Genomic DNA, 24,360 nt, shown 5'->3' with positions numbered 1-24,360 from the left:
CCTGACGCCCTAGCCCTCGGCTTCCGCCGCCTCAGGCCACGCCATGCTGGGCCCGATGGCGTCGATCGCCTGGGACAACGGGATTCCGGAGCCGTCCCGGCGGCCGTGCTCGCCCGGGAGTGAGCGCGCCACGCCGGCAAGGGAGGAAGCCTTGGCCGGACCGTGGCCGGCCCAGCCGAGGAGGAGGGTGTCCTCGCCCTTGAGGAAGCGGTGGGCCCGCACGCCGGCCGTGGCGCGGCCCTTGGCCGGGTATTCGGCCAGTGCGGTGACCTTTGCAGCCCCCGGGGCCGTGCCCGGGAGGGCGCCTTCGGTGCCCGCGATGGTCACGACGACGGCGTCGGCGTCAGCCGGGCCGGCGGTCCCGAAGAACACCACCCGGTCCCCGGCGGCCAGCTTGATCCCGGCCATGCCGCCGGCGGTCCGGCCCTGCGGGCGGACGGCCGAGGCGCTGAAGCGCAGCAGCTGGGCCTCCCGCGTGATGAAGACGAGGTCGTCGTCGTCGGACCCTGCGGGTGCAACGCCAACCACGGTGTCCTTGTCCTTGAGCGCAATCACTTCCCAGTCCTCGCGGTTCAGCGGGTAGTCCGGCTGCACCCGCTTGACGACGCCTTGGGCGGTTCCGATTGCCAGGACTGAATCCAGCGGCGCGAAGGCCACCAGGGACTCGCCCTTGAGGAGCGTGATGAAGTCCTTGGCCGGCACGCCGCCGGCCATGTTCGGCGTGCCCGACGTCGGCGGCAGCACCGGCATGTCCATGACCTGCAGGCGCAGCATGCGGCCCTGCGAGGTGACGGCCGCGATTTCGCCGCGCGCGGAGGTCTTGACCACGGAGGAGAATACATCGTGCCGGGTCCGGGGACCGGCCTCTGCCAGGCTGTCCTGGTTGGCGGTGCGAGCGATCTGCCCGGACGCCGTAAGGATGGCCCAGCAGGGGTCGTCCGCGATCTCCAGCGCCAGCGGCGCGGCCTTGCCCTTGGCTCCGGGCACGGCGGCCATGGATGCCGCGACAGTGGGGGACACCGCCTCCGATTCCAGCAGCACGGTCCGGCGCGGAGTGCCGTATTTGTCCGAGATTTCGCCGAGTTCGTCGGAGACAAGGGCGCGGAGCAGCGAAGGGGAGCCCAGGATGGCCTCGAGCTCGGCGATCTCCCGGCGCAGTTCCTCCTGCTCCTTCTCCAGCTCAATCCGTGAGTACTTGGTCAGCTGCCGCAGCCGCAGTTCCAGGATGTAGTTGGCCTGGATTTCGGAGAGGTCATAGATGGACATCAGCCGGGTCCGGGCCGCGGCAACCTCGTCGGAGGACCGGATGATCTGGATGACCTCGTCAATGTCCACGATCGCGACCAGGAGGCCCTCGACCAGGTGCAGGCGGTCCTTCTTCTTGCCCAGCCGGAAGGCGGTGCGGCGCCGGACGACGTTGATCCGGTGGTCCACGTAGACAGAGAGCAGCTGGAGCAGCCCGAGGGTCTGCGGCTGGCCGTCCACGAGCGTGACGTTGTTGATCCCGAAGGAATCTTCCATCGGGGTGTAGCGGTAGAGCTGCTGGAGCACGGCTGTGGGGTTGAAGCCGTTCTTGAGCTCGATGACCAGGCGGAGGCCGTGCTTGCGGTCCGTGAGGTCCACGATGTCGCTGATGCCGGTGAGCTTTTTGCCGTTGACGGCGTCCTTGATCTTCTCGATCACCTTCTCGGGGCCCACCATGTAGGGCAGTTCGGTGACCACCAGCCCGGTGCGGCGGGCCGAGAGCTGCTCGATCTCCACCTTCGCCCGGGTCTTGAAGGAGCCGCGGCCCGTGGCGTAGGCGTCGCGGATGCCGTCCAGGCCCACGATCCGGCCGCCGGTGGGCAGGTCGGGGCCGGGGACGAACTTCATGATGTCCTCGAGCGTCGCGTCCGGGCACTCGATCAGGTGCCGCGCGGCGGCAATGACTTCCACGAGGTTGTGCGGGGCCATGTTCGTGGCCATGCCCACGGCAATGCCGGTGGCGCCGTTGACCAACAGGTTGGGGAACGCGGCCGGCAGCACGTCCGGCTGGGTCAGCTGGTTGTCGTAGTTGGGAACGAAGTCGACGACGTCCTCGTCGAGGTGGTCCGTGAGGGTCAGGGCCGCGGCGGCCAGCCGGGCCTCCGTGTAGCGGGGGGCGGCCGGGCCGTCGTCGAGCGAGCCGAAGTTGCCATGCCCGTCGATCAGCGGCAGCCGCAGGGAGAAGTCCTGGGCCATGCGCACCATGGCGTCGTAGATCGCGGCGTCGCCGTGGGGGTGCAGCTTGCCCATGACCTCGCCCACCACGCGGGCGCTCTTGACGTGGCCGCGGTCCGGGCGGAGCCCCATGTCGGACATCATGTACAGGATGCGCCGCTGCACGGGCTTAAGTCCGTCGCGGGCATCCGGCAGGGCTCGCGAATAGATCACCGAATACGCGTATTCGAGGAACGAGCCCTCCATCTCTGATGTGACATCAATATCGACGATGTTCTCTGTGAATATTCCTGCGGAATCGGTGCTGGCGTCCCCTGCCGGGGGCGTGGTTTGGCGGCGTGCCATGGGGCTGGTGGGTCCTTCTGAGGGGTGCTGAACGGGTGCTGCGAAACTTTATGACTAGGCTAAGCCTATGGTGGATCAGCCCGCGGACGGCGTATATCCGGAATATTGGGAAGCCGATGTTGTCCTGCGCGACGGCGGCACAGCGCACCTGCGCCCCATCCACCCCTCCGATGCGGACGCGGTGCAGGCCTTCCACGTGGGCCAGTCGCAGAAATCCATCTACATGCGCTTCTTCGCCTTCAAGTCGAGGCTGTCCAGCAAGGAACTCAAGCGCTTCACCGAGGTGGACTACAAGGACCGGGTGGCCCTGGTGATCACCATCGGCGGCGAGATCATGGGCATCGGCCGCTACGACCGGCTGGATGATCCGGCGGAGGCCGAGGTTGCCTTCAACATCGCCGACGCCCACCAGGGCCGGGGGATCGGCTCCATCCTGCTCGAACACCTCGCCGCCGCCGCCCGCGAAAACGGGATCCGCAAGTTCAGCGCTGAAGTGCTCCCGGAAAACCGCAAGATGCTCATGGTCTTTTCCGATGCCGGCTACGACGTCAAACGGCACTTCGACGACGGCGTGGTCAGCCTTGAATTCAACATCGATCCCACCGACAAGTCCAGGGCCGTGATGGAGTCCCGCGAGCATCGCGCCGAGGCCCGCAGCATCCAGGAACTGCTCGCCCCGTCCTCCGTGGCCGTGATCGGAGCGAGCCGCAAGTGGGGAACCGTGGGGTACCAGCTGCTCGAGCACATCATCGAAGGCGGGTTCTCCGGCCCGGTCTATGCCATCAACCCGGAGGCGCTGGAGCTCGCCGGGATGCTCTCCTTCGCCCGGCTCTCCGAGGTCCCCGGCCCGGTCACGCTCGCCATCATCGCGGTCCCGTACGACGAGGTCCCCAAGGTGGTCCAGGACTGCGCCGCCGCCGGGGTGAAGGGGATCGTGGTGGCCACCGCCGGGTACGCGGACGACGGCGAACGCGGCCTCGCCCGCCAGCGCGAACTCGTGCGGCAGGCCCGCGCCAACGGCATGCGCGTGATCGGCCCGGCGTCCCTGGGCATCGTCAACACCAACCCGGCCGTGTCCCTGAACGCCTCGATGGCGCCGGCACTGGCGCGCCGCGGCGGGCTGGGGCTGTTCAGCCAGTCGGCCGCGATCGGCGTTTCCCTCTACGCCGCCTCCAGCCGCCGCCGGGTGGGCATCTCGACCTTCCTCTCCGCCGGCAACCGCGCCGACGTCTCCGGCAACGACATGATGCAGTACTGGGAAGACGACGCGGACACCACGGCGGTTGGCCTCTACCTGGAATCGATCGGCAACCCGCGCAAGTTCTCCCGTTTGGCCCGCCGCCTGGCCCGGACCAAGCCCGTGATCGTGGCCAAGTCCGACGCCATGGGACTGAACCTGCCGCCCGGGCACGCGGTCCGCACCACGCTGGCACCGCCCGAGGCCCTGGACGCCATGATGCGTCAGGCGGGTGTGATCCGGGTCGGGACTATCGAAGAGCTCATGGATGTCGCCCAGATCGTGTCGAGCCAGCCGCTGCCGAAGGGCCCCGGAATAGCCGTGTTCAGCAATTCGCGCGCCCTGGGCAAAGTGGTCGCGGACAGTGCCGCCGTTCAGGGGCTGGGAGTGGAACGGATCGTCGCCGACGTCGACCTCGACGCCGGCATGTCCCGGGCGCTGCCGGCCCTGCGCCGGAGCCTGCAGGAAACCCTGGCCCCGGACACAGTTCATGCGCTGGTGGTGGCGCTGCTTCCGGCGCGCGGGCTGACCGTCGAGAAGATCGCCGGTGTGCTGGCTGAATGTTCCGCGGCGGCCGGCAAGCCCGTGGTTGCCGCCTTTAGCGGAATCCTTGATCCCTCGATCTATGTGGAGGGCATGGTCGGCGCGGACCCCGTGCCGACCGACCAGCCCTTGCTCACCCCTCCCGTTCCGTGCTATTCCAACCCGGGCGCGGCGGTGGCGGCCCTTGCCGCCGTCGTGCGGTATGCCCAGTGGCTGGACCGCGATCATGGCCTGTTCGTGGAACCGGAAGGCTGCCACCCCGACGCCGCCCGGGCCGATCTGGAGCAGCTGCTGCACAACGTGGGCGGTGAACAGCTGGTCCTGCTGGACCAGGACACCGCCGCGCGGCTGCTGGGCCACTACGGCATCCGGGTGGTCCCGTCCGTCGGATTCCAGACAGCGGAGGAAGCCGTGGCGGCGGCCGACCGGCTGGGCTGGCCCGTGGCGCTGAAGACCACGGATCCGGCACTGCGGCACCGGCTGGATCTCGGCGGCGTGCGGCTGGACATCCAGGACGCCGATTCGTTGCGGCGCAACGTGCGGCAGATGCGCAAATCGCTGGAACGGTACGGTTCCCCGTCCCTCGAAGTCCAGACGATGGTGCCGGTGGGGCAGGCCTGCACCTTCCGTGCCATCGAGGACCCGCTGCTCGGGCCGGTAATCTCCTTCGGCCTCGCCGGAGACGCCGTGAACCTGCTCGACGACTGGGCCCACCGGGCGCCGCCGCTTACCGGCTCCGACCTCCACGACTTCATCCGCGCGCCCCGGGCCTCCAGGAAGCTCTTCGGCTATCAGGGCCTGCCCGCCGTCGACGCCGCGGCGCTGGAGGATCTCGCCGCCCGGCTCACACGGCTCAAGGACAACCACCCGGAGATCGCGCTCGTGCACTTCAACCCCGTCCTCGCCGGACCCGACGGCGCGTCCATCCTGGCCGCCGACGTCAGGATCGCCAATGCCGCCCAGCGGACGGACAGCGCGCGCCGGGCGATGCGCAGTTAGCGCTCCCGGCCGCTGCACCCACCTGTGGCCCCCGCCGCCTTTCGGGCCCGGCAGTTAGCAAGTCCCCAGCCGATCTGTGAAAATGGAGACCATGAGCTCCCAGCCTCCAACACCGAAGCCCCTGGCGACTGCCCCCGGGCGCCAGACCGCGCACCACCACGGGCTCCACGACCACAGTGCGCAGGGCCAAAGCCTGGAAGGGTCTCTCCAGCAGGCCGGGTTCTATCCGCGGCTCGTGGCCGACGTCGTCGCCGATGCCCTGGACGGCCGCGAGTGCGTGGCCCACCTGGTCCATCTCGAAACACACTTCGACCGGGCCGAGGTCCGCCGCCACATCACAGTCCTGGTCCTGACGGAGGACATGCTGGTCATCACGCATGTCGACGACCAGCAGCTCGACGAAGCGGGGGAGCAGACCGTCGCCCAGGTCTCCACCGAGTCCGTCCCCGTGACGCAGATCCGCTCGGTGGTCCTGAGCTACGTCTACGCCCAGCCGCAGGACTACAAGCCCTCCGACCCCGTCCGTGAGCTGACGCTGTCCATTGCGTGGTCCGGCGGCCAGCGCCTCGACATGGGCCCCGCCAGCTGCGGGGACCCGCAGTGCGAGGCCGATCACGGTTACAGCGGTACCATCGCCCAGGAAGACATTGTCCTGCGGATCAGCGCCGAAGCGGACGGCCTGCAAGCGGTGCAGGACGCCAAGCTCTTCGCCCGCGCCCTCCGCGCCGTTAACACCGGCTCTGTGGCCCCGGCTCCGCACACCGGGCCCGGACTGCCGCCCCGGCCGCGGATGGGCGTGTTCAGCAACCGCCTCAGCCGCGGTCATCAGCGCTGACATGGCCCGCGTCCGTGCGACAGACCAGGCCCCAGACCAGCTCCCGGAAATAGCGTTGGGCGGCCCCGCCGCGGGGAACGGACTCCCCGCGCATCCTCCGGCCGCCGCCGTCGGCGGGTCGCCGCTGCCGCCGGCCCCGGCGTTCGGGCAGCGCTCCATCGCCGAGGTGCTGACCAGCGCGGCGGCAAGCCTGGGTGTCCCCGGGTTCGAGAACCGGCTGAACCTCCCGGCCGCCAAACGGATCTGCGTGGTGCTGGCCGACGGGCTCGGACGCAGCCTGCTGAAGCAGAAGACCGCCCACACCCCGTTCCTGCGTTCGGTGCTGCAATCCGGTCAGGGCCAGGTGCCCGTGGCCTTGGATTCGGCGTTCCCCTCCACCACCGCCGCCTCCCTTGCGAGTTTCGGCACGGGGCTGTCGGCCGGCCAGCACGGCATGGTCGGATATGACGTCCTGGACCCGGACCAGGACCGGGTAGTGAACATGCTCGGCAACTGGGACGCCGGCGTTGACCCGCAAAAGTGGCAGCCGTTCCCCACCGTCTTTGAACGGGCCGCGGAACACGTGGACGTCACCACTGTTAGCCTCCCGCAGTTCAGCGACTCGGCCATGACCCAGGCTGCGTTGCGGGGAGGCCGGTTCATTACCGGTACCACCTCGCATGCCCGGACCGGCGCGGCCGCCGAGGCCATGGCCGGGGCCGGGGCCTCGCTGATGTACTTCTACGTCAATGAGCTCGACAAGGCCGGCCACCGTCACGGCTGCCAGTCGCCCCAGTGGGAACACCAGCTCGAAGAACTCGATGCCACCGTGCGGAGGCTCAACGCCAGTCTGCCGCCCGGCACCACCGTGCTGCTGACCGCGGACCACGGCATGGTGGACGTGCCCGAGTCGCAGCGGATCGACTACTCCGCTGAACCGGCCCTGCTCGAGGGCGTCCGGCATACCGCAGGCGAGCCGCGGATGGTCCACCTGTACCTTGAGGATGGCAGGGACGACGCCGCCCACGCGCGTCTGCTGGCAAACTGGCGGTCCCGCTTCGGAGACAGGATTTGGGCCTTCACCCGTGAGGAAGCGATCGCGGGCGGGCTGTTCGGTGACGTGCGTGCCGAGGTTGCCCCGCGGATCGGCGACGTCATGATTGCGGCCCGGGACTCGTTGGCGCTCTACGATACGCGCCGGGTCCGGCCCACGGCCCTGGAAGTTGTGGGCCAGCACGGTTCGCTGACGAAGGCCGAGCGGGAAGTCCCGCTGCTGTGCTTCAAGGCGGACGGCTCGAAGGCGCCCCGCGCTTAAGTCACAGGCTAAATCAAGGGTTAGTTCCCAGGCTCAACTTGTCTAACTGCGCCGGTCTAGCAGCGCCGGCGGCTGAGCGCGCCCGTTGGCCGGAGCTCCGGCTACCGGCCGGACCGTTTGGGCGCGCGGGCCTCCCGTGCCCGGGAGTACACCGCCGCTTGGAACTACTGGTCGTTGCGGGTTCCGAATACGATTTCGTCCCAGCTGGGCACACTGGACCGCTTTGGCTTGGCCGGCTGGCGCTCCGGTTGCTCGGACGTGGCATCGTTCCGGGTTGAGGCCTGGGACTCGCGCTGCTGCCGCCGTGAGCTGCCGCCGCCAATCAGTTCGTCCAGGCCCGGGCTGGCTGTCGGGGACTTGCCCGCCGGGCGCAGTTGTGAGGCCGCGATCGTGATTTCCCGGGTTTCGGTGCTGACGCCGTCGTGCAGTTTCAGGACGTCGTCTTCCTCCGGCAGCCGCGGCGCCAGGCTCAGCCGGGACAGCATGGACGGCCGGCCGTCGCGCCGCCGCGTGAAGGGGTCGGTTTCGGCCGGGGCGGGGGCCTCGGCCGGAGCGGCAGGCTGCGCGGATTCGACGTCGTCGGGGTCGTCGGCGTCCGAGTCAACGACTTCGGCGGCCGGTTCCGGGTCCGCCGCCTCCGGCGTCTCGGGCGCTTCTGTCACGTCGGTGGCCCGGGGGTGGGCCGCAGGGACTCCGGTGGTCAGGAGCATGGCGAGGGCGTCGTCGGCGTCCTCATCGACGCCGATCCGATGTCCGCGGCGGGAACGCAGCATGTCCAGCAGGCCGTCAGCATCCTGCTCCTGGTGGATCCGGTCCTGCTGCAGCAGCATCTGGTGAATGATGCTGTGCTGGCCGGTCGCCGTGCGGGCCGCGGCCTCGGCATCGGTCTCAAAGTCGAATGGCCGGTCGGAAACGGCCGTGAGCCGTCGCGTGGGCACAGGGCCTTCGAGCGGTTCAAGCTCGCTCAGCTGCTGGGCCCAGCGGTTGGCGTTTTGCAGCGACTTCCGGGCAGGATGGAAGGTCCACATGGCCGGAGGTTCCTCGCCGATCCCGGCCGGGCCGCCGGCTTTGGGCTCAAAGCGGGCCACGACATTCCAACTGCCGTCCGGCCGCCGCCAGGAGTCCCACTCCAGTGTTGAGGGCTCGACGCCGTAAGCCCTCAGGCGGTGTTCAACCATGTCGCTGAGGGAAGCCGGGTTCTCGCCGAACACGGACCGGTACGTGTCGTGCCCCGGGGCAGGCGAGGCCACTTCCACCTTGCGCGCCTGCTGGGCAATGTACTCGCGCTCGGCGAGGACAGGTCCTTCATAGCGCTGGACCTTTTCCAAGGCAATACCGGACAGCTCCGCCACTTCGGCGGCGGTGGCTCCGTTGCGGATCCTGGTCTGGATATCGCGCGGAGACATGGCAATGGGAGGCCCGGCCGCGCTGGAGGCGGCCTTGGCCCCCGTCCGGCTCGCTGCGACCCGAAGTGCTTCATCGATCGGCAGCTGGAACATCTCGCCGCCGGTGCCACTCAACAGGAGATGCTCTCCGTCGTCGTGGACGCCTACAAGCCGTAGATCCTGCATACAAATCCTCCACCCTGGCATTACTAACAATCGAAACTCTGCCACCAGCGGGACACATTTCCGGTTAGGACGGCAGGCGCGCCGTGATTTTCCGCGACTTTCCGCCGATTCCGGCCGGTCTGCGGAGGCTCCGTGGTGAAACCGAGCGATGGGCTCTGGCGTTCGGCAGGCGCTTAAGCAAAAATGACCGACACCGGGCACAAAAACCGCATGTCCGGCGTTGACATCGGTGAACCGCTCCCGGAGCCCGGGGTTACCCTCCCGGCAGGGCCCTTGGAGCGGCGAACCATATCGAACGAGTGCGGAGTGTGAGCAACAAATAATGGCGACTGATTACGATGCGCCGCGCAAGACCGAAGAGGACCTCAGCGAGGATTCGATCGAGGCTCTGAAGGCGCGGCGTACGGAGAAGCCTTCCGCCGTGGTGGATGAAGATGAGTCCGACCTTGCCGAAGGCTACGAACTTCCCGGCGCCGACTTGTCCGGGGAGGAACTGCTGGTCCGGGTCCTGCCCGCCCAGGCAGACGAATTCACCTGCGCCTCCTGCTTCCTGGTCCGCCACCGTTCGCAGATTGCCCGCGAAAAGGACGGCCTCAAGTACTGCAAGGACTGTGAAGGCTAGGCCAGGCAGCGGGCTCCCGGCATCCGGGAGCCCGCCTTTTTACAAGCACGGCTCATTAGCGATCGGCCTCTTACGAGCAGGGGACAGTCGCCAAGACTACTGAAAAACCGGTGAACAACCGGCCGTCAGGAGTGGAGTGCGGCGATCAACTGCTCCGGATGCCGGGTTGAGGTGAGCCAGTAAGGGGTGCGGTCGGAGGGATCTTCAATCTGGATCCGCACGACCGGGTCCACCCAGCCGCGGATACACAGGAACGCCAGTCCGTTGAGCCGTGTGCCCCGTTCCGCCGTGGCTTCCTTGCCCCGGAATGCCGTTGTCTCGCCCAGATAGCCGCGCTCGATCGTTGCCCTGCCCACCGAGAGGGTGGTCCTCGTGACGGTGATTGACGGTGTGGACACAATCAGCAGCACGGTGATGATGATGAAGATGACAATTGCCGCGGTGATGCCAGCCCAGATGCTGATGGGCGCGAGCATGAGGATCCCGGCGCTGGAGAGGCCCGCGGACACAAGCCAGATCCAAAAGTTCGGCCAGAGCTTCTCGGTGTAGACAACAGTGGAGTCGCTCGAGGCGCTCTTGGGGGCAGGCGCAGCTGCGCTGGATTCGGGCATGAACCCAGCTTTTCATCTTTCGACGGCTATTTCACCTCGGATGCGGCCCCGTCCCGGCCCCACGGCCTCCCCGTTCCGCCCCTGGGGACAACACGGGGGACAATAGGCGCTGCGATGATGCCGCTACCGCCCGCCGCACCCGCGCCGGCGGCGTGCACATGCCGGGTGGCGGCGGCTAGGACGATGTTCGATGCGGGCATTAGAGTTGGGGACTGTGACTGAAGAAAACACCGCTGTCGCCAGCGCCGCACCGGCGGCCGGCGAGGCAGAGTACGGAACACCCACCTTGACCGTTCAGCTGAAGATGCTCGACGACGGGCTCGAGCCGCCGTCGTACGCGCACCCGGGCGACGCGGGCGCCGACCTCCGCGCCCGCGAGGACGTTGTCCTCGCGCCGGGGGAGCGCCGGCTCGTCCCGACAGGGGTGTCGATTGCGCTCCCGGACGGCTTCGTTGCGCTCATCCACCCCCGGTCGGGCCTCGCCACGAAGCACGGACTGACGGTTGTGAACGCTCCCGGCACGGTGGACGCCGGTTACCGCGGAGAAATCGCGGTGACGCTGCTCAATACGGACCGGGACGAGGCGATCGAGCTGCGACGCGGCGATAGAATTGCACAAATGGTCATTCAGCGTGTGGAATACGCACGGTTCCTCCCCGTCGAGGAGCTCGGCGGCTCGATTCGCGGCGGCGGCGGCTTCGGCTCCACCGGCGGCTTCGGCGGACCGGCCTGATTAGCCGGCCTGATCAGCTGGCCTGAGTACAGGGCCCGGCCTGGCCAAGAGCGTCATCCGGGGATTGCAGTGCCGCACAAGCACTGCGGCAAGATAAGCGATGCAGGACAAATTGAGCAGGCAACCCCGGGGAACCGGCGGCAACGCGGGCGGCGCCCGGACGCCGCCCGGCGACGGCACAGGATCACAACTGAAGGAGACAACGCCATGGTTTTTGGGCGCGGCAGGAAAGCCAAACAGGAGCAGCTGACAGATCCGGGAGAAGCGCCGGACGCTGGTGTTGACGCCGCTGCGAGTGTTGACGGCACGACGCCGGCCGGGGACTCGGCCAAGACCGCCGGCCGGGCCGCGTCGGGTCCCTTTGACGTCTCGGAAATCGAAGGCCAGGACGGGTATGTGGACCTGGGTGCACTCCTGATCGCTCCCCGCGAGGGACTCCAGCTCCGCCTGGAAGTCGAAGAGGCCAGCCAGCGCGTCGTCGCCGTCACCATGGACCTGGAAGGTTCAAGCCTGCAGCTTCAGGCCTTCGCGGCACCCCGTTCGGAGGGCCTGTGGGATGAGATCCGTGAGCAGATCGGCCAGTCGGTCGGCAGCCAGGGCGGCCAGATCGAGGAAATCGAAGGCAGTTTCGGCACCGAACTCGTGGCGAAACTCCCCGCAGGCGGCGCGGACGGCAGCCAGGGGTACCGCGTGGCCCGCTTCATCGGTGTAGACGGTCCGCGCTGGTTCCTCCGAGGCGTCTTCGGCGGCGAGGCGGCGCTGGACCGCGATGCTGCCGCCGCGCTGGAAGGGCTCTTCCGGCAGATCGTCGTGGTCCGCGGCGAGAACCCCATGCCGCCGCGTGATTTGCTGCAGCTCAGGCTTCCCAAGGACACCGCCCCGTCCCCGCAGGCCGCACCCGACCTCGAACAGCCCGAACGCGGACCGGAGATAACCCAGATTGGCTGATGCCCCCGGCAGGAAAGCAACCGCCGCCTTGTCAGTCCGAGACCTGCCGGACCGCGGCCGGGTGCTGTGCCACGGTTTCATCGAGTCCGTCACCTACATGCCGGCCAACCAGGTGGCAGCCTTCGTCGCCATGGTGATCGACCACGAGGCCCCCGTCGCGCGCTCCTTGGCGGCGGGCGCCAAGGCCGGTCCGGGCAAGGAATCGGCCAGCACCCTGCCGGTCCCGGCAGTGTCCGCCCAGCGTGTGCGTCCCGGCGCGCAGCGCCAGCGGCCCGCGGGGCCCAAGGAACGGCTCCGCGTCGTATGGCTCGGCCGGCGCCGGATTCCCGGTGTGGACGCCGGAACGGAACTCCGGCTCGAGGGCATGGTCACCATCCGCGACGGGCTGCCCACGATCTTCAATCCACGCTACGAAATACTCTCCCGCCAGGAGGAGCAATGACCTTGCCCGAACACCCCGAGCGGGCACCCCAGGATCAGCCCGGTCAGGCCCGTCGGGCCGGCCAGAATGCCAGCCGGCCGGCGCCGGGGGAGCCCGGAGGCGCCGATCGGGACGTGTCCCAGCCGGGGACCTCCCGGTCCGCCACTCCTCCGCCGGCCGTCACGCAGCCGACGGTAGCCCAGCTGGCAGGAGACTATGCGGCCAAGGCCGGTCTGCACCGGAGCAGCAACGGCAACATCGACGTGCTCAAGAGCGCCGGCGGCCTGCAGGGCATCGCGGAAAGCATCCTGCCGGGACTCGTCTTCCTCGTTGCCTTCACCATCGACAAGGAAAACCTGACGCTGGCCGTCATCGCGTCCCTGGCCGTGGCCGCCGTCTTCACCGTGGCCCGGCTGGTCCAGCGCAAGCCGCTGACCCAGGCGCTGGCCGGTTTCATCGGCGTCGGGCTTTCCGCCTGGCTGGCCACCTCCACGGGCAAGGCAGAGAACTTCTACGTCCTGGGGTTCTTCACCAACCTCGGCTACATCCTGGCCATGTCCATCTCCGTAGCCGTGCGCTGGCCGATTGCCGGGTTGCTCTTCGGTTTCATCCGCAATGAAGGCCTGGACTGGCGCAAGGACCCGAAGCGGGTCAGGGCCTACGCGATCGGCACCTGGGTGATCGTGGCCGTGCTGGTGCTGCGGCTCGTGGTGCAGGTGCCGCTCTACTTCATGGGGGAGCAGGGCTTCGCCGCGCTGGCCACCACCCGGCTCCTCATGGGCGCCCCGCTGTACATCCTCGGCGTCTGGATTGCCTGGCTGCTGACCCGGCCGGCCCGCGTGCCGGCCGGAGCCGACGAGCCCAACTGACCCGATGCGCTATCAGTTATGGCCGTTCCCAAGGCTGGGAACGGCCATAAGTGATAGCGCATCTGTGGTTTAAGGCCGGGCTTAGCCGTCGAAGCCGTCGTCCGAGGCCGGCTGGCTGGCGTGGCCGTGCTGGTCCGAGGTCACCGGGTGCTGATCCTCGGGCGGGGATTCCGGAGCCAGCAGGGAACGAAGCTCGTCCTCCGCCGCGATCGTGGTCACGAAGAAGAGTTCGTCGCCGCCGTCGAGCACGTCGTCGCGGCTCGGCGTGATGGGCGCCTGGTCCCGCAGGATCGCCACCAGGGTGGAGTCCTCGGGCCACTGGACATCGCCCACGGTCAGGCCGATCACGTGCGAATCGTGCGGGACCGTGAACTCCACCAGCGAGGACACTCCGGTCTGCAGCGTCAGCAGCCGGACGAGGTCGCCGATCTCCACAGCCTCCTCGACCAGCGCGGTCATGAGCTGCGGGGTGTTAACCGCGACGTCGACTCCCCAGGAGTCGTCGAACATCCAGTCGTTCTTAGGGTTGTTAACGCGCCCGACCGTGCGTCCGACGCCAAATTCCGTCTTCGCCAGCAGGGACACCACGAGGTTGACCTTGTCATCACCGGTGGCGGAGACCACGACGTCGGCGTCCTCGAGTTTGGCGTCCTGCAGGGTGCTCAGCTCGCAGGCGTCGCCGACCAGCCAGTGGGCGCCGCGGAGGCCGCTCCGGCCGATGACCTCCGGCTTCTCGTCGATGAGCAGGATCTCATGCTTGTGGGCCAGCAGTTCGCGGGCGATCGAGGAACCGACGCTTCCGGCACCGACGATAACGACTTTCACTTAGGACTCCTTGGCGGGGGATTTGGCGAGGATATGGCCGATCTCGGAGCTCCGGTCCACGTTCAGCATGGCGTGAACGGTGTCGCCGTCCTGATAGGACGTGCCGGCGGCTGGCAGCACACCTTCGCCGAACCGGGTCAGGTACGCGATCCGGATGCCGGCCGCCTTCTCGATCGAGGAGATCGGGTGCCCGATCCAGTCGGGGTTCAGGTCCACCTCGGCAAGGACCAGCCGGCCCGAGGGCTCCCGGAAGTCGCCGGCGATGTGCTGTTCGGGCAGGATCCGGCGCAGCACCTGGTCGGCGCTCCAGCGGACCGCGGCGACCGTGGGAATCCCGAGGCGCTGGTAGATTTCGGCGCGGCCCGGATCATAGATCCTGGCCACAACATGGGGGACGTGGAAGGTTTCCCGCGCCACCCGGGTGGCGAGGATGTTGGAGTTGTCGCCGCTGGAGACCGCCGCGAAAGCATAGGCCTCCTCGACGCCGGCCCGCTTCAGCGTCTCGCGGTCAAACCCGACCCCGGTGACTTTTCGTCCGGAAAATCCCGTGCGGAGCCGCCGGAAGGCGCGGTCATCCTGATCGATGATGGCCACCGAATGGCCTGCGTCCTCGAGCGTGTGCGCCAGGGTTGCCCCGACACGGCCACAACCCATGATCACGAAGTGCGCCACATGGGCCTCCTCTTGGTTTTGCGTCTGATACTGGGTAAAACTCTACCGGCCACGGGCCGCCGGACGGCCACGGCCGCGAGGCACCGTGCGGCGGCCCTGCACGCGCAAACTTCGCCGTCATGACATCGCGTCCGAATCAGACTAGCTTTGTGTGGTGCTGACAATTTTCAATGCCGTGAAGCGGGTGCTGGTAGGCAAGCCCTTCCGGAACGACCGTCTGGCCCACACCCTCTTGCCAAAGCGCATCGCGCTGCCCATTTTCGCCTCGGACGCGCTCTCGTCCGTGGCCTATGCACCGGACGAAATCCTCCTCACGCTGGCCCTCGCCGGGGTGAGTGCGGTGACGATCGCGCCGTGGGTGGGCCTCGCCGTCATGGTGGTGCTCCTGACCGTCGTGGCGTCCTACCGCCAAAACGTCCATGCCTACCCCTCCGGCGGTGGCGACTATGAGATCGCCAACGTGAACCTGGGCAAGTATGCGGGCCTCACCGTGGCCGCCGCGCTGCTGGTCGACTACGTGCTGACCGTGGCGGTGTCCATGTCCTCGGCCGCGACCTACCTGACGACCGCGGTGCCGTCGCTGCACGGCCAGCAGGCCGCGATTGCCACGATCGGCGTGGTGATCCTGGCCCTCGTGAACCTGCGCGGCATCCGGGAAGCCGGCAGCGTCTTTGCCGTCCCGACCTACATCTTCATGGCCTCCATCCTGGGCATGACCGCCGTGGGCGTCTTCCAGGCCGTGACCGGACAACTGGCGCAGGCGCCGTCGGCGGCCTTCACGATCGTGCCGCAACCGGAATTCGATCAGGGCCTCGTCGGGCTGGCCGGTGCGTTCCTGCTGCTGCGGGCTTTCTCCTCCGGCGCCGCGGCCCTGACCGGCGTCGAGGCCATCAGCAACGGCGTGCCCAACTTCAAGAAGCCCAAGAGCAAGAACGCGGCCACCACCCTGCTGTTGCTCGGCGTCATTGCCTCCGCCATGCTCGCCGGCATCATCTACCTCGCCAACGCCACCAAGGTGCACATCGTCCAGGATCCGGCCACGGAATTCCTCCTGAACGGCAAGCCGCTGCCCGAGGGATACATTCAAAATCCCGCCATCAGCCAGATCGCACAGACCGTCTTCGGCGCGGGATCCATTCCGTTCTACGTTGTGGTGGCCGCCACCGGCGTCATCCTGGTGTTCGCCTCCAACACGGCCTTCAACGGCTTCCCGGTGCTCGGCTCGATCCTGGCCCAGGACGGCTACCTGCCGCGGCAGCTGCGCACCCGTGGCGACCGGCTGGCCTTCAGCAACGGCGTGCTGGCCCTGGCCGCCGGCGCCCTCGTCCTGATCCTCGCTTTCAATGCCGATGTCACAAAGCTCATCCAGCTCTACATCGTGGGCGTCTTCATTTCCTTCACCATGAGCCAGCTGGGCATGATCCGGCACTGGGGGCGGGAACTGAAACTGTCCAAGGACCCTTCGGTGCGGCTGCGCATCATCAAGTCCCGGACCATTAACACTCTGGGCTTCGGCATGACTGCCCTGGTTCTGGTGATCGTCCTGATCACCAAGTTCTCGCAGGGCGCCTGGATCGCCCTGCTGGCCATGTTCGTGCTGTTCCTGATCATGTGGAGCATCCGGGCGCACTATGACAACGTGGCCAAGGAACTCGCCGTGGACGAGGACTCCTCGCCGCGCGCCCTGCCAACCCGGGTGCACGCCGTGCTGCTGGTCTCGCACGTCCGCAAGCCGGTCCTGCGCGCCCTCGCCTACGCCCGGGCCTCGCGCCCGTCGCGGCTGGACGCCATCACCGTGGACATCAGCCCGGAGGAGACCGAGGCGACCGTCGCGGACTGGGAGAAACTCGAAATCCCGGTGCCCCTGACGGTGCTGGCCAGTCCGTTCCGCGAAACGGTGACCCCGATCATGGAGTACATCAAGAGCATGCGCCGGGATTCCCCGCGCGACCTGATCGTGGTCTACATCCCGGAGTACGTCGTGGGTAAATGGTGGGAGCAGCTGGTCCACAACCAGACGGCGCTGCGCATCAAGACCCGCCTGCACTTCGAGCCCGGCGTTATGGTGGCCAGCGTGCCGTGGCAGCTCAAGTCCTCCGAAGAAGCCAAGAAACTGCAGGATATCCAATGACCCCCGACACCCAGTTGCACACCCACAACGACCTCGTCGTCGACGTCGGACCGGTCGCCCACGGCGGGCACTGCGTTGCCCGGCATGAGGGGCGGGTCGTGTTCGTCCGCCACGCAATCCCCGGCGAGAAGGTCCGCGTCCGGCTCACCGACGACGGCGCGGCCGCCAAATTCTGGCGCGCCGACGTAGTGGAGGTCCTCGAGCCCTCGCCGGACCGGGTGCCGCACTTCTGGGACCTCGCCGATTCCGCGCGCTCATGGTCGCACCGCCATCCGCCCGTAGGCGGCGCCGAGCTCGGCCACATCTCGCTGGCGCGCCAGCGCAGCCTCAAGGCCGAGGTCGTGGCCGAACAGCTCAAGCGGCTCGCCGGCGTCGACCTCTTGCCAGAGCAGGCCACAGTCGAAGCCGTCGGCATCGCCGCCGGCGACGGCACGGGTGCCGTGCAAGGCCTCGGCTGGCGGACCCGCGCCGGCTTTGCCGTCACCCCGGCCGGCAAACTCGGCATGCACGCCCACCGCTCCGATGCCATCCTGCCCGTGCGCGAAATGCCGCTGGCCGTGGACGGCATCAACGCGCTGCGGCTCTGGGAGATGGACCTGCAGGGCATCGACCGCGTCGAGGTCGCTGCTCCCGCGAACGGCTCCCGCCCGCTCGTGCTGCTGGTGTCTGCCCCGGGGACCCGGGCCAAGCGGCTCAGCGCCATCCTGGCCCAACTGCCCGAGGACGTCTCGGTGGCGAGCCTGGACCCGGCCACCGGTGAGGTGCTGCAGCTGCGCGGCCGCACCTATGTCCAGGAGTCCGCGGCGGGCCACGACTACCGGGTGACCGGCGACGGCTTCTGGCAGATCCACCGGGATGCCCCGGAAACGCTGGTCGGTGCCGTCACCGGATTTCTGCACGACGGCGGCTACCTCGCGCCGGGCTCCGTCGTGGCGGACCTCTACGCCGGGGCCGGGCTGTTCACGGCGCCGCTGGCCGACGCCGTGGGGGTGACCGGATCCGTGCTCTCGGTCGAGGGAGCTCCGGGAACCAGCCGCGATGCACGCAAGAACCTGCACGACGCCGCCCAGGTGGAGATCGTCCAGGGCCGCGTCGAGCGGGTCCTCCGGCAGAAACCCCGGAACTTCGACGCCCTTATCCTGGATCCGCCGCGGGCCGGAGCCGGTAAGGCAGTAGTCAAGCAGCTGATCGACGCCGGCCCGCGGGCCATCGCCTATGTTTCGTGCGATCCGGCGTCATTCGCCCGCGACCTCGGCTATTTCCGGCAGGGCGGCTGGGGGATGGCGGGGCTGCGCGCCTTTGACCTTTACCCGCACACCCATCACATGGAGACTGTGGCGTTACTGACTCCCCAACCCTGATGCCACTAGGATGGGCGGAGTAGTCCGTCGTCGCGCTCCAATCACCACTGTAGTCAGCAGCATTGTGGGTAGCAGCACTGTCGTTATTAGCACTGATGTTAGTAGCACTGCCGTTATTAGCATTGCTGTAAGTGAGACTGCCGTTATCGAAACGGCTGTTCCCTGCGTTCCGTACCTGCATCGCGTACAACTATGTACTGATGCCTGTATTAGTTAGGCCGACCTAACTAGCAAGGGTTCAGTGGCGCGACAAAGATGAAACTGTTGCGAGAGGAGTCCTGCGATGAGCATTGTGGACAGCTTCGGTTCAAAAGGCAAACTTAATGTAGCCGGATCCGAATATGAAATTTTCCGGTTGAACTCCGTCGAAGGTGCAGAAAACCTTCCGTTCAGCCTCAAGGTATTGCTTGAAAACCTGTTGAGGACCGAGGACGGTGCCAACATCACGGCCGACCACGTCCGCGCACTGGCAGGCTGGGACCCCAGCGCCGAGCCCGACACCGAGATCCAGTTCACGCCGGCGCGCGTGATCATGCAGGATTTCACCGGCGTGCCGTGCGTCGTTGACCTCGCCACCATGCGTGAGGCCGTCAAGGAGCTCGGGGGAGACCCGAAGCGGGTCAACCCGCTGGCACCGGCCGAAATGGTCATTGACCACTCCGTCCAGATTGACGCCTTCGGCAACTCCGGCGCGCTGGAGCGCAACATGGAGATCGAATACCAGCGCAACGGGGAGCGTTACCAGTTCCTGCGCTGGGGCCAGACGGCATTTGATGACTTCAAGGTTGTCCCCCCGGGCACCGGCATCGTGCACCAGGTCAACATCGAGTACCTTGCGCGCACCGTAATGACCCGAGAAATCGACGGAGTCCTGCGGGCTTACCCGGACACCTGCGTGGGCACCGACTCGCACACCACCATGGTCAACGGCCTTGGCGTGCTGGGCTGGGGCGTTGGCGGCATCGAGGCCGAGGCTGCCATGCTCGGCCAGCCCGTTTCCATGTTGATCCCGCGCGTCGTGGGCTTCAAGCTCACCGGATCCATCCCGGCCGGCGCCACCGCCACCGACGTCGTACTCACCATCACCGAGCAGCTGCGCCAGCACGGCGTGGTCGGCAAGTTCGTGGAGTTCTACGGCGAAGGCGTCGCGGCCGTGCCCCTCGCCAACCGCGCCACCATCGGCAACATGAGCCCCGAGTTCGGCTCTACCGCCGCGATGTTCCCGATCGACGACGTCACCCTCGACTACCTGCGCCTCACCGGCCGGTCGGACGAAAACGTGGCCCTCGTGGAGTCCTACGCGAAGGAACAGGGCCTCTGGCACGATCCCTCCCGCGAGATCAAGTTCTCCGAGTACCTCGAGCTGGACCTGTCCACGGTTGTCCCGTCGATTTCCGGCCCGAAGCGCCCCCAGGACCGCATCATCCTCACCGAATCCAAGGCCCAGTTCCGTGAGGACCTGCGGAACTACGTGAAGGAAGACCTGGTTGGCGGCAGCGTCGACGAGGCAATCGACGAAAGCTTCCCGGCCTCCGACGCGCCCTCCTTCACGGGCGCTTCAAGCCACTTCACGGACCAGGCCCCGCACTCCCACGGACCGACGTCCAACGGACGCCCGTCGAACACGGTCAGTGTCACCACGGCGGACGGCCGCGAGTTCGAGCTCGACCACGGCGCGGTCTCGATCGCCTCGATCACGTCCTGCACCAACACGTCCAACCCTTCCGTGATGCTGGCTGCCGCGCTTCTGGCCCGCAACGCCGTGGACAAGGGCCTGGCCTCGAAGCCGTGGGTCAAGACCTCCGTGGCTCCCGGTTCCAAGGTGGTCACCGACTACTACAACAAGTCGGGCCTGACCCCGTACCTCGAGAAGCTCGGCTTCTACATCGTGGGCTACGGCTGCGCCACGTGCATCGGCAACTCCGGCCCGCTCGACGCCGAGATCTCCGAGGCCATCCAGGCCAACGACCTCTCCGTCACCGCGGTCCTCTCCGGCAACCGCAACTTCGAAGGCCGGATCAACCCGGACGTGAAGATGAACTACCTGGCCTCCCCGCCGCTGGTCATCGCTTACGCCCTGGCCGGCACCATGGACTTCGACTTCGACAACGACGCCCTGGGCCAGGACGAGGCCGGCAACGACGTCTTCCTGAAGGACATCTGGCCGAACCCGGTCGAGGTCCAGCAGGTCATCGATTCCTCGATCGACAAGGAAATGTTTGCCCGCGGCTACGAGGGTGTCTTCGAAGGCGACGACCGCTGGAAGGCGCTCAGCACCCCCGCCGGTGACACCTTCGCGTGGGATGAGAAGTCCACGTATGTCCGGAAGCCCCCGTACTTTGAGGGCATGAAGGCCACGCCGGATCCGGTCCAGGACATCACCGGGGCGCGCGTGCTGCTCAAGCTCGGCGACTCCGTCACCACGGACCATATCTCCCCGGCCGGCTCCTTCAAGTCGGACACCCCGGCGGGGCAGTACCTGCTGGCCAACGGTGTGGAACGCAAGGACTTCAACTCCTACGGCTCACGCCGTGGCAACCACGAGGTCATGATCCGCGGCACGTTCGCGAACATCCGCATCAAGAACCAGCTCCTCGACGGCGTTGAGGGCGGCTTCACCCGCGACTTCACCCAGGCCGAGGGCCCGCAGGCCTACGTCTACGACGCCGCGCAGAACTACCAGGCTGCCGGCACCCCGCTGGTGGTCCTGGCAGGCAAGGAGTATGGCTCCGGATCTTCCCGCGACTGGGCAGCCAAGGGCACCGCGCTCCTGGGCGTCAAGGCTGTCGTGGCCGAGAGCTACGAGCGGATCCACCGTTCCAACCTGATCGGCATGGGTGTCCTGCCGCTGCAGTACCCGGCCGGCCAGAACGCCGCCAGCCTGGGACTGAGCGGCACGGAAGCCTACGCGGTTGAGGGCGTCACCGCCCTGAACGAGGGCACGACGCCGAAGACCCTCAAGGTCACGGCAACTGCCGGGGACGGTACCGTCACGTCCTTCGACGCGGTCCTGCGCATCGATACCCCGGGCGAGGCGGATTACTACCGCAACGGCGGCATCCTGCAGTACGTCCTGCGCCAGATTTCCGCGCACTAGCGGAGGCTCAGCAGTCCAACGAGAAAGCCCCGGCCCGTCACCGACGGACCGGGGCTTTCCCTTTTCCGGCGCGACGGCCCGCCGGGAGGCGTTAGAGTTAAAAGGCATGTCTACCACCCGAAGGAGGGGCCGTTGGGAATCTTGGACACCATCCGGAATCCGCAGGACCTGAGCAAGTTGTCAGAGGCGCAGCTGGAACAGCTGGCAGCCGAGGTCAGGGAATTCCTGATCGGCAACGTCTCCCAGACGGGAGGGCACTTGGGCCCGAACCTCGGCGTGGTCGAGCTCACCCTCGCGGTGCACCGGATCTTTGATTCCCCCCGCGACAGCATCGTCTTCGACACCGGTCACCAGTCCTACGTGCACAAACTCCTCACCGGGCGCCAGGATTTCAGCACACTTCGCCAGCAGGGCGGCCTGTCCGGCTACCCGGACCGCGGCGAATCCGAGCATGACATCGTCGAAAGCTCGCACGCGTCCTCGTCGCTGTCCTGGGCGGACGGAATTTCCCGGGCCAGGCAACTCACCGGAGACGGAGACCGCTTCGTCGTCGCGGTGGTGGGCGACGGCGCCCTGACCGGAGGCATGGCCTGGGAGGCCATCAACAACATCGCGGCGGACAAGAAACGCCGCGTCGTCATTGTGGTCAACGACAACGGCCGCTCCTACGCCCCGACCGTCGGCGGGTTTGCCGACTACCTCGCGTCCCTGCGCCCCACCATCGATTCCCTCCGCGCCGCCCCCGCCTATGAGGGAACACTCGAGTGGTGGAAGCGCAAACTTCAGAACGGCGGCCCCGCGGGCCAGTTCACGTACAAGAGCCTGCACGCCATGAAGAAGGGTGTCAAAGACTGGTGGGCCCCGCAGGGCATGTTCGAGGACCTCGGCATGAAGTACATCGGCCCGGTCGACGGCCACAACCTCCAGGCCATGGAAAACGCCCTTTCCACGGCAAAGAACTACGCCGGTCCCGTGATTGTGCACGCCATGACGGAAAAGGGTCACGGCTACGCCCCGGCCCGCGCCCATGAGGCGGACCAGTTCCACGCCGTCGGAATCATCGATCCGGAAACAGGCGCCCCCACCGAGGCCGGCGGGGCCAAGTCCTGGACCGCCGTCTTTGCCGATGAGATCGCCGACATCGCCGACGAGCGCGACGACATCGTCGGCATCACCGGGGCCATGCTGATTCCGGTCGGGTTGCACAAATTCGCCGCCCGGCACCCGGACCGCGTGTTCGACGTCGGCATCGCCGAACAGCATGCCCTCACCTCGGCCGCCGGCATGGCATTCGGGGGACTGCACCCCGTGGTTGCGGTCTACGCGACCTTCCTGAACCGCGCCTTCGACCAGCTGCTGATGGACGTCGCCCTGCACAAGGCCGGCGTGACGATCGTCCTGGACCGGGCCGGCGTCACCGGGCCCGACGGCCCAAGCCACCACGGCATGTGGGATATGGCCATGGTCCAGATCGTGCCCGGGCTGCACCTCGCCGCGCCGCGCGATGCCACCCGACTGCGGGAGGAACTGCGCGAGGCCGTGGCCATCGAGGATGCCCCCAGCGTGATCCGCTACTCCAAGGGCAGCGTCGGGGCAGAGGTTGAGGCGCTCGAACGGCTGAGCGACGGCGTGGATGTGCTGGCCCGCCGGCCCGCGAGCTCGAGCGAGAACGACGTCCTGATCGTCAGCGTCGGCGCCATGTCCGAACTCGCGCTGGACGTCTCCAACCGGCTCGGCGCCCAGGGCATCAGCTCCACGGTGGTGGATCCCCGCTGGGTCCTGCCGGTCCGGAGGTCCATCATCGATCTCGCCGCGGGCCACCGCCTGGTCATCTGCATTGAAGACGGAGTCCGGGCCGGCGGGGTCGGCTCGCGGATCCGGCAGGAAATGCGGGCCGCCGGAGTGGACACCGCCCTCAACGAGGTCGGCCTCCCGGTGGAGTTCCTCGATCACGGAACCCGCAACCAGGTGCTCGAACGCGTCGGGCTGACCGCCCGGCAGATCACCCACGATGTCGTCGCCCAGGTCCTGGGCACCAAGGTGCCGTTTGCGCGGCCCCTGCCCGGCCAGGAGCACCCCAGCACCGGCAGCCTGCCGCTGCTGTAGCCAGCACGTCTGTTGAGCACGACCCCGTGCGGCGCCCGCTCAGGCGGCGCGGCACGGCCCAGGAAGGAACTGGCATATGAGTGGAATTATCCGGGTTTACAAACGCGACGACGAGGGCACCCTGCACTTCCGGGAAGCCTGGTTTGATGAGGACTACAGCCAGTTCGTGATGAACCACGGCGTCGTCGGGCACCAGAGCAATACTGACGAAACTGACGTGGAAAACGCAGAAGCCTCCGAGGGCCTCATGGATGCCTTCGCGGTGCAGTGCGCCGAGGACGGCTACGCCGAGATCCCCGAGGAAGACCAGTTCTGGGTGGTGGCCCAGTACGCGCTGAAGACCAAGGAAGGGACCAGCCGCGACCGGTACCTTGAGGAAAAAGCCAAAGACGCCCTCATCAGCCACTTGGCGTGGCGGGGCCTGGGCGTTGTGGACCGCAGCGAGTTCTCCGACGCGAGGCTCAACATCTTCTGCCTCACCCCCGACGTCAATAAGACGGTCAACGCCATCAAAGTGTGCATCCGGGGCGAAGACCTGGACTTCACCAAGCTGAGCATTGGCGCCGCGCCGTTTGGCGAGGAGACATTCAAGCTCAAGCACTCACCGAAACCGGCCAACAGCTTCATCCTCTAGGGCTCAGGCTCTAAGTTTCACCGGCAAGTCAGGGGCCGGGCACGGCTCACATCAGTTTGGGGGCAACCGACTGGAAGGCACCGCAGTGACGCGAAAATCTTCTCGACCAGGCAGCACCCCACTCCCCGCGGGACTGGACGCGCCCGCGCGCAAGTCCCTCGCGCATGCGGGGGTGGAAACCCTCGAGCATCTGGTGGTGCTCGGCCGCCGCAGGCTGGCCGGGATGCCCGGCGTCTGCCCGCGCACCCTCGCGCAGCTCCAAGACGCCATGGACGAGCACGGCCTGGAACTGCCTGCGGGTTAGCGG

Annotated in this window: 19 protein-coding genes; 14 read left to right on the top strand and 5 right to left on the bottom strand. The window is 67.5% G+C overall.

Features of this window, described 5'->3' with window-relative positions:
* Positions 1-9: 9 nt before the first annotated feature.
* The gene (locus C8D78_RS15750) at positions 10-2,544 is read right to left on the bottom strand and encodes a DNA gyrase/topoisomerase IV subunit A (RefSeq protein ID WP_120954813.1); all 2,535 of its coding nucleotides are present in this window, start codon (positions 2,542-2,544) and stop codon (positions 10-12) included.
* Between the two features lie 67 nt (positions 2,545-2,611).
* Here C8D78_RS15750 and C8D78_RS15745 point away from each other — a divergent pair, with 67 nt between their 5' ends.
* The 3 genes from C8D78_RS15745 to C8D78_RS15735 all read left to right on the top strand — a co-directional run bounded on the left by C8D78_RS15745 (position 2,612) and on the right by C8D78_RS15735 (position 7,452).
* Positions 2,612-5,323, top strand: a complete 2,712-nt coding sequence (locus C8D78_RS15745; RefSeq protein WP_120954812.1) for a bifunctional acetate--CoA ligase family protein/GNAT family N-acetyltransferase — start codon at positions 2,612-2,614, stop codon at positions 5,321-5,323.
* 91 nt (positions 5,324-5,414) lie between these two features.
* Positions 5,415-6,158, top strand: coding sequence for a DUF5998 family protein (locus C8D78_RS15740; protein WP_120954811.1), 744 nt, complete (start codon positions 5,415-5,417; stop codon positions 6,156-6,158).
* 1 nt (position 6,159) lies between these two features.
* Positions 6,160-7,452: an alkaline phosphatase family protein gene (locus C8D78_RS15735; protein WP_120954810.1), complete on the top strand. Its 1,293-nt coding sequence runs from the start codon at positions 6,160-6,162 to the stop codon at positions 7,450-7,452.
* 164 nt (positions 7,453-7,616) lie between these two features.
* On the opposite strand, the gene sepH is transcribed toward C8D78_RS15735, so the two are convergent.
* Entirely contained in the window at positions 7,617-9,023 is a 1,407-nt protein-coding gene (gene sepH / locus C8D78_RS15730) for a septation protein SepH (protein WP_120954809.1), read from the bottom strand.
* A gap of 322 nt (positions 9,024-9,345) precedes the next feature.
* Here sepH and C8D78_RS15725 point away from each other — a divergent pair, with 322 nt between their 5' ends.
* Positions 9,346-9,645, top strand: a complete 300-nt coding sequence (locus tag C8D78_RS15725; RefSeq protein WP_018772415.1) for a DUF4193 domain-containing protein — start codon at positions 9,346-9,348, stop codon at positions 9,643-9,645.
* A 125-nt stretch (positions 9,646-9,770) separates the two neighbouring features.
* On the opposite strand, the gene C8D78_RS15720 is transcribed toward C8D78_RS15725, so the two are convergent.
* Positions 9,771-10,256 (bottom strand): DUF3093 domain-containing protein, encoded by a 486-nt coding sequence (locus C8D78_RS15720; RefSeq protein WP_120954808.1) that lies wholly within the window; start codon positions 10,254-10,256, stop codon positions 9,771-9,773.
* A 214-nt stretch (positions 10,257-10,470) separates the two neighbouring features.
* On the opposite strand from C8D78_RS15720, the gene dut reads away from it, so the two are divergent.
* From dut to C8D78_RS15700, 4 genes are all read left to right on the top strand, one after another.
* Positions 10,471-10,989: a dUTP diphosphatase gene (gene dut / locus C8D78_RS15715; RefSeq protein WP_120954807.1), complete on the top strand. Its 519-nt coding sequence runs from the start codon at positions 10,471-10,473 to the stop codon at positions 10,987-10,989.
* 207 nt (positions 10,990-11,196) lie between these two features.
* Complete coding sequence (locus C8D78_RS15710) at positions 11,197-11,937, top strand: DUF3710 domain-containing protein (protein WP_120954806.1); 741 nt, start codon at positions 11,197-11,199, stop codon at positions 11,935-11,937.
* Complete coding sequence (locus tag C8D78_RS15705) at positions 11,930-12,379, top strand: hypothetical protein (RefSeq protein ID WP_120954805.1); 450 nt, start codon at positions 11,930-11,932, stop codon at positions 12,377-12,379. Before C8D78_RS15710 ends, C8D78_RS15705 begins: the two co-directional genes overlap by 8 nt.
* Positions 12,376-13,227 (top strand): DUF3159 domain-containing protein, encoded by an 852-nt coding sequence (locus C8D78_RS15700; protein ID WP_120954804.1) that lies wholly within the window; start codon positions 12,376-12,378, stop codon positions 13,225-13,227. Before C8D78_RS15705 ends, C8D78_RS15700 begins: the two co-directional genes overlap by 4 nt.
* Before the next feature lie 81 nt (positions 13,228-13,308).
* On the opposite strand, the gene C8D78_RS15695 is transcribed toward C8D78_RS15700, so the two are convergent.
* Entirely contained in the window at positions 13,309-14,052 is a 744-nt protein-coding gene (locus C8D78_RS15695) for a potassium channel family protein (protein WP_120954803.1), read from the bottom strand.
* Entirely contained in the window at positions 14,053-14,724 is a 672-nt protein-coding gene (locus C8D78_RS15690; protein ID WP_120954802.1) for a potassium channel family protein, read from the bottom strand. It abuts the gene before it with no gap.
* A gap of 154 nt (positions 14,725-14,878) precedes the next feature.
* Between C8D78_RS15690 and C8D78_RS15685 the strand changes: the two genes are divergently transcribed.
* The 6 genes from C8D78_RS15685 to C8D78_RS15660 all read left to right on the top strand — a co-directional run bounded on the left by C8D78_RS15685 (position 14,879) and on the right by C8D78_RS15660 (position 24,357).
* The gene (locus tag C8D78_RS15685; RefSeq protein ID WP_208641982.1) at positions 14,879-16,855 is read left to right on the top strand and encodes an APC family permease; all 1,977 of its coding nucleotides are present in this window, start codon (positions 14,879-14,881) and stop codon (positions 16,853-16,855) included.
* Positions 16,852-18,216 carry a class I SAM-dependent RNA methyltransferase gene (locus tag C8D78_RS15680; RefSeq protein WP_120954800.1) on the top strand — a complete coding sequence of 455 codons (1,365 nt, stop codon included), beginning with the start codon at positions 16,852-16,854 and terminating at the stop codon, positions 18,214-18,216. The genes C8D78_RS15685 and C8D78_RS15680 overlap by 4 nt, the downstream gene beginning before the upstream one ends.
* 283 nt (positions 18,217-18,499) lie before the next feature.
* The gene (locus tag C8D78_RS15675; protein ID WP_120954799.1) at positions 18,500-21,313 is read left to right on the top strand and encodes an aconitate hydratase; all 2,814 of its coding nucleotides are present in this window, start codon (positions 18,500-18,502) and stop codon (positions 21,311-21,313) included.
* Between the two features lie 132 nt (positions 21,314-21,445).
* Complete coding sequence (gene dxs, locus C8D78_RS15670; protein ID WP_120954798.1) at positions 21,446-23,419, top strand: 1-deoxy-D-xylulose-5-phosphate synthase; 1,974 nt, start codon at positions 21,446-21,448, stop codon at positions 23,417-23,419.
* Between the two features lie 76 nt (positions 23,420-23,495).
* Positions 23,496-24,053 (top strand): hypothetical protein, encoded by a 558-nt coding sequence (locus tag C8D78_RS15665; protein ID WP_120954797.1) that lies wholly within the window; start codon positions 23,496-23,498, stop codon positions 24,051-24,053.
* Between the two features lie 85 nt (positions 24,054-24,138).
* A complete protein-coding gene (locus C8D78_RS15660; protein WP_120954796.1) occupies positions 24,139-24,357 on the top strand; it encodes a helix-hairpin-helix domain-containing protein in 219 nt (72 codons plus the stop codon).
* Positions 24,358-24,360: the final 3 nt, after the last annotated feature.

The sequence above is a fragment of the Arthrobacter oryzae genome, from assembly GCF_003634095.1.
GTDB lineage: Bacteria > Actinomycetota > Actinomycetes > Actinomycetales > Micrococcaceae > Arthrobacter > Arthrobacter oryzae.
This window is presented reverse-complemented; position numbering and strand designations above follow the sequence as displayed.

Coding starts and splice junctions, on each gene's coding strand:
- C8D78_RS15750 (WP_120954813.1), bottom strand. CDS start 2,544: ATGGCACGCCGCCAAACCACGCCCCCGGCAGGGGACGCCAGCACCGAT.
- C8D78_RS15745 (WP_120954812.1), top strand. CDS start 2,612: ATGGTGGATCAGCCCGCGGACGGCGTATATCCGGAATATTGGGAAGCC.
- C8D78_RS15740 (WP_120954811.1), top strand. CDS start 5,415: ATGAGCTCCCAGCCTCCAACACCGAAGCCCCTGGCGACTGCCCCCGGG.
- C8D78_RS15735 (WP_120954810.1), top strand. CDS start 6,160: ATGGCCCGCGTCCGTGCGACAGACCAGGCCCCAGACCAGCTCCCGGAA.
- sepH (WP_120954809.1), bottom strand. CDS start 9,023: ATGCAGGATCTACGGCTTGTAGGCGTCCACGACGACGGAGAGCATCTC.
- C8D78_RS15725 (WP_018772415.1), top strand. CDS start 9,346: ATGGCGACTGATTACGATGCGCCGCGCAAGACCGAAGAGGACCTCAGC.
- C8D78_RS15720 (WP_120954808.1), bottom strand. CDS start 10,256: ATGCCCGAATCCAGCGCAGCTGCGCCTGCCCCCAAGAGCGCCTCGAGC.
- C8D78_RS15710 (WP_120954806.1), top strand. CDS start 11,197: ATGGTTTTTGGGCGCGGCAGGAAAGCCAAACAGGAGCAGCTGACAGAT.
- C8D78_RS15700 (WP_120954804.1), top strand. CDS start 12,376: ATGACCTTGCCCGAACACCCCGAGCGGGCACCCCAGGATCAGCCCGGT.
- C8D78_RS15680 (WP_120954800.1), top strand. CDS start 16,852: ATGACCCCCGACACCCAGTTGCACACCCACAACGACCTCGTCGTCGAC.
- C8D78_RS15675 (WP_120954799.1), top strand. CDS start 18,500: ATGAGCATTGTGGACAGCTTCGGTTCAAAAGGCAAACTTAATGTAGCC.
- C8D78_RS15665 (WP_120954797.1), top strand. CDS start 23,496: ATGAGTGGAATTATCCGGGTTTACAAACGCGACGACGAGGGCACCCTG.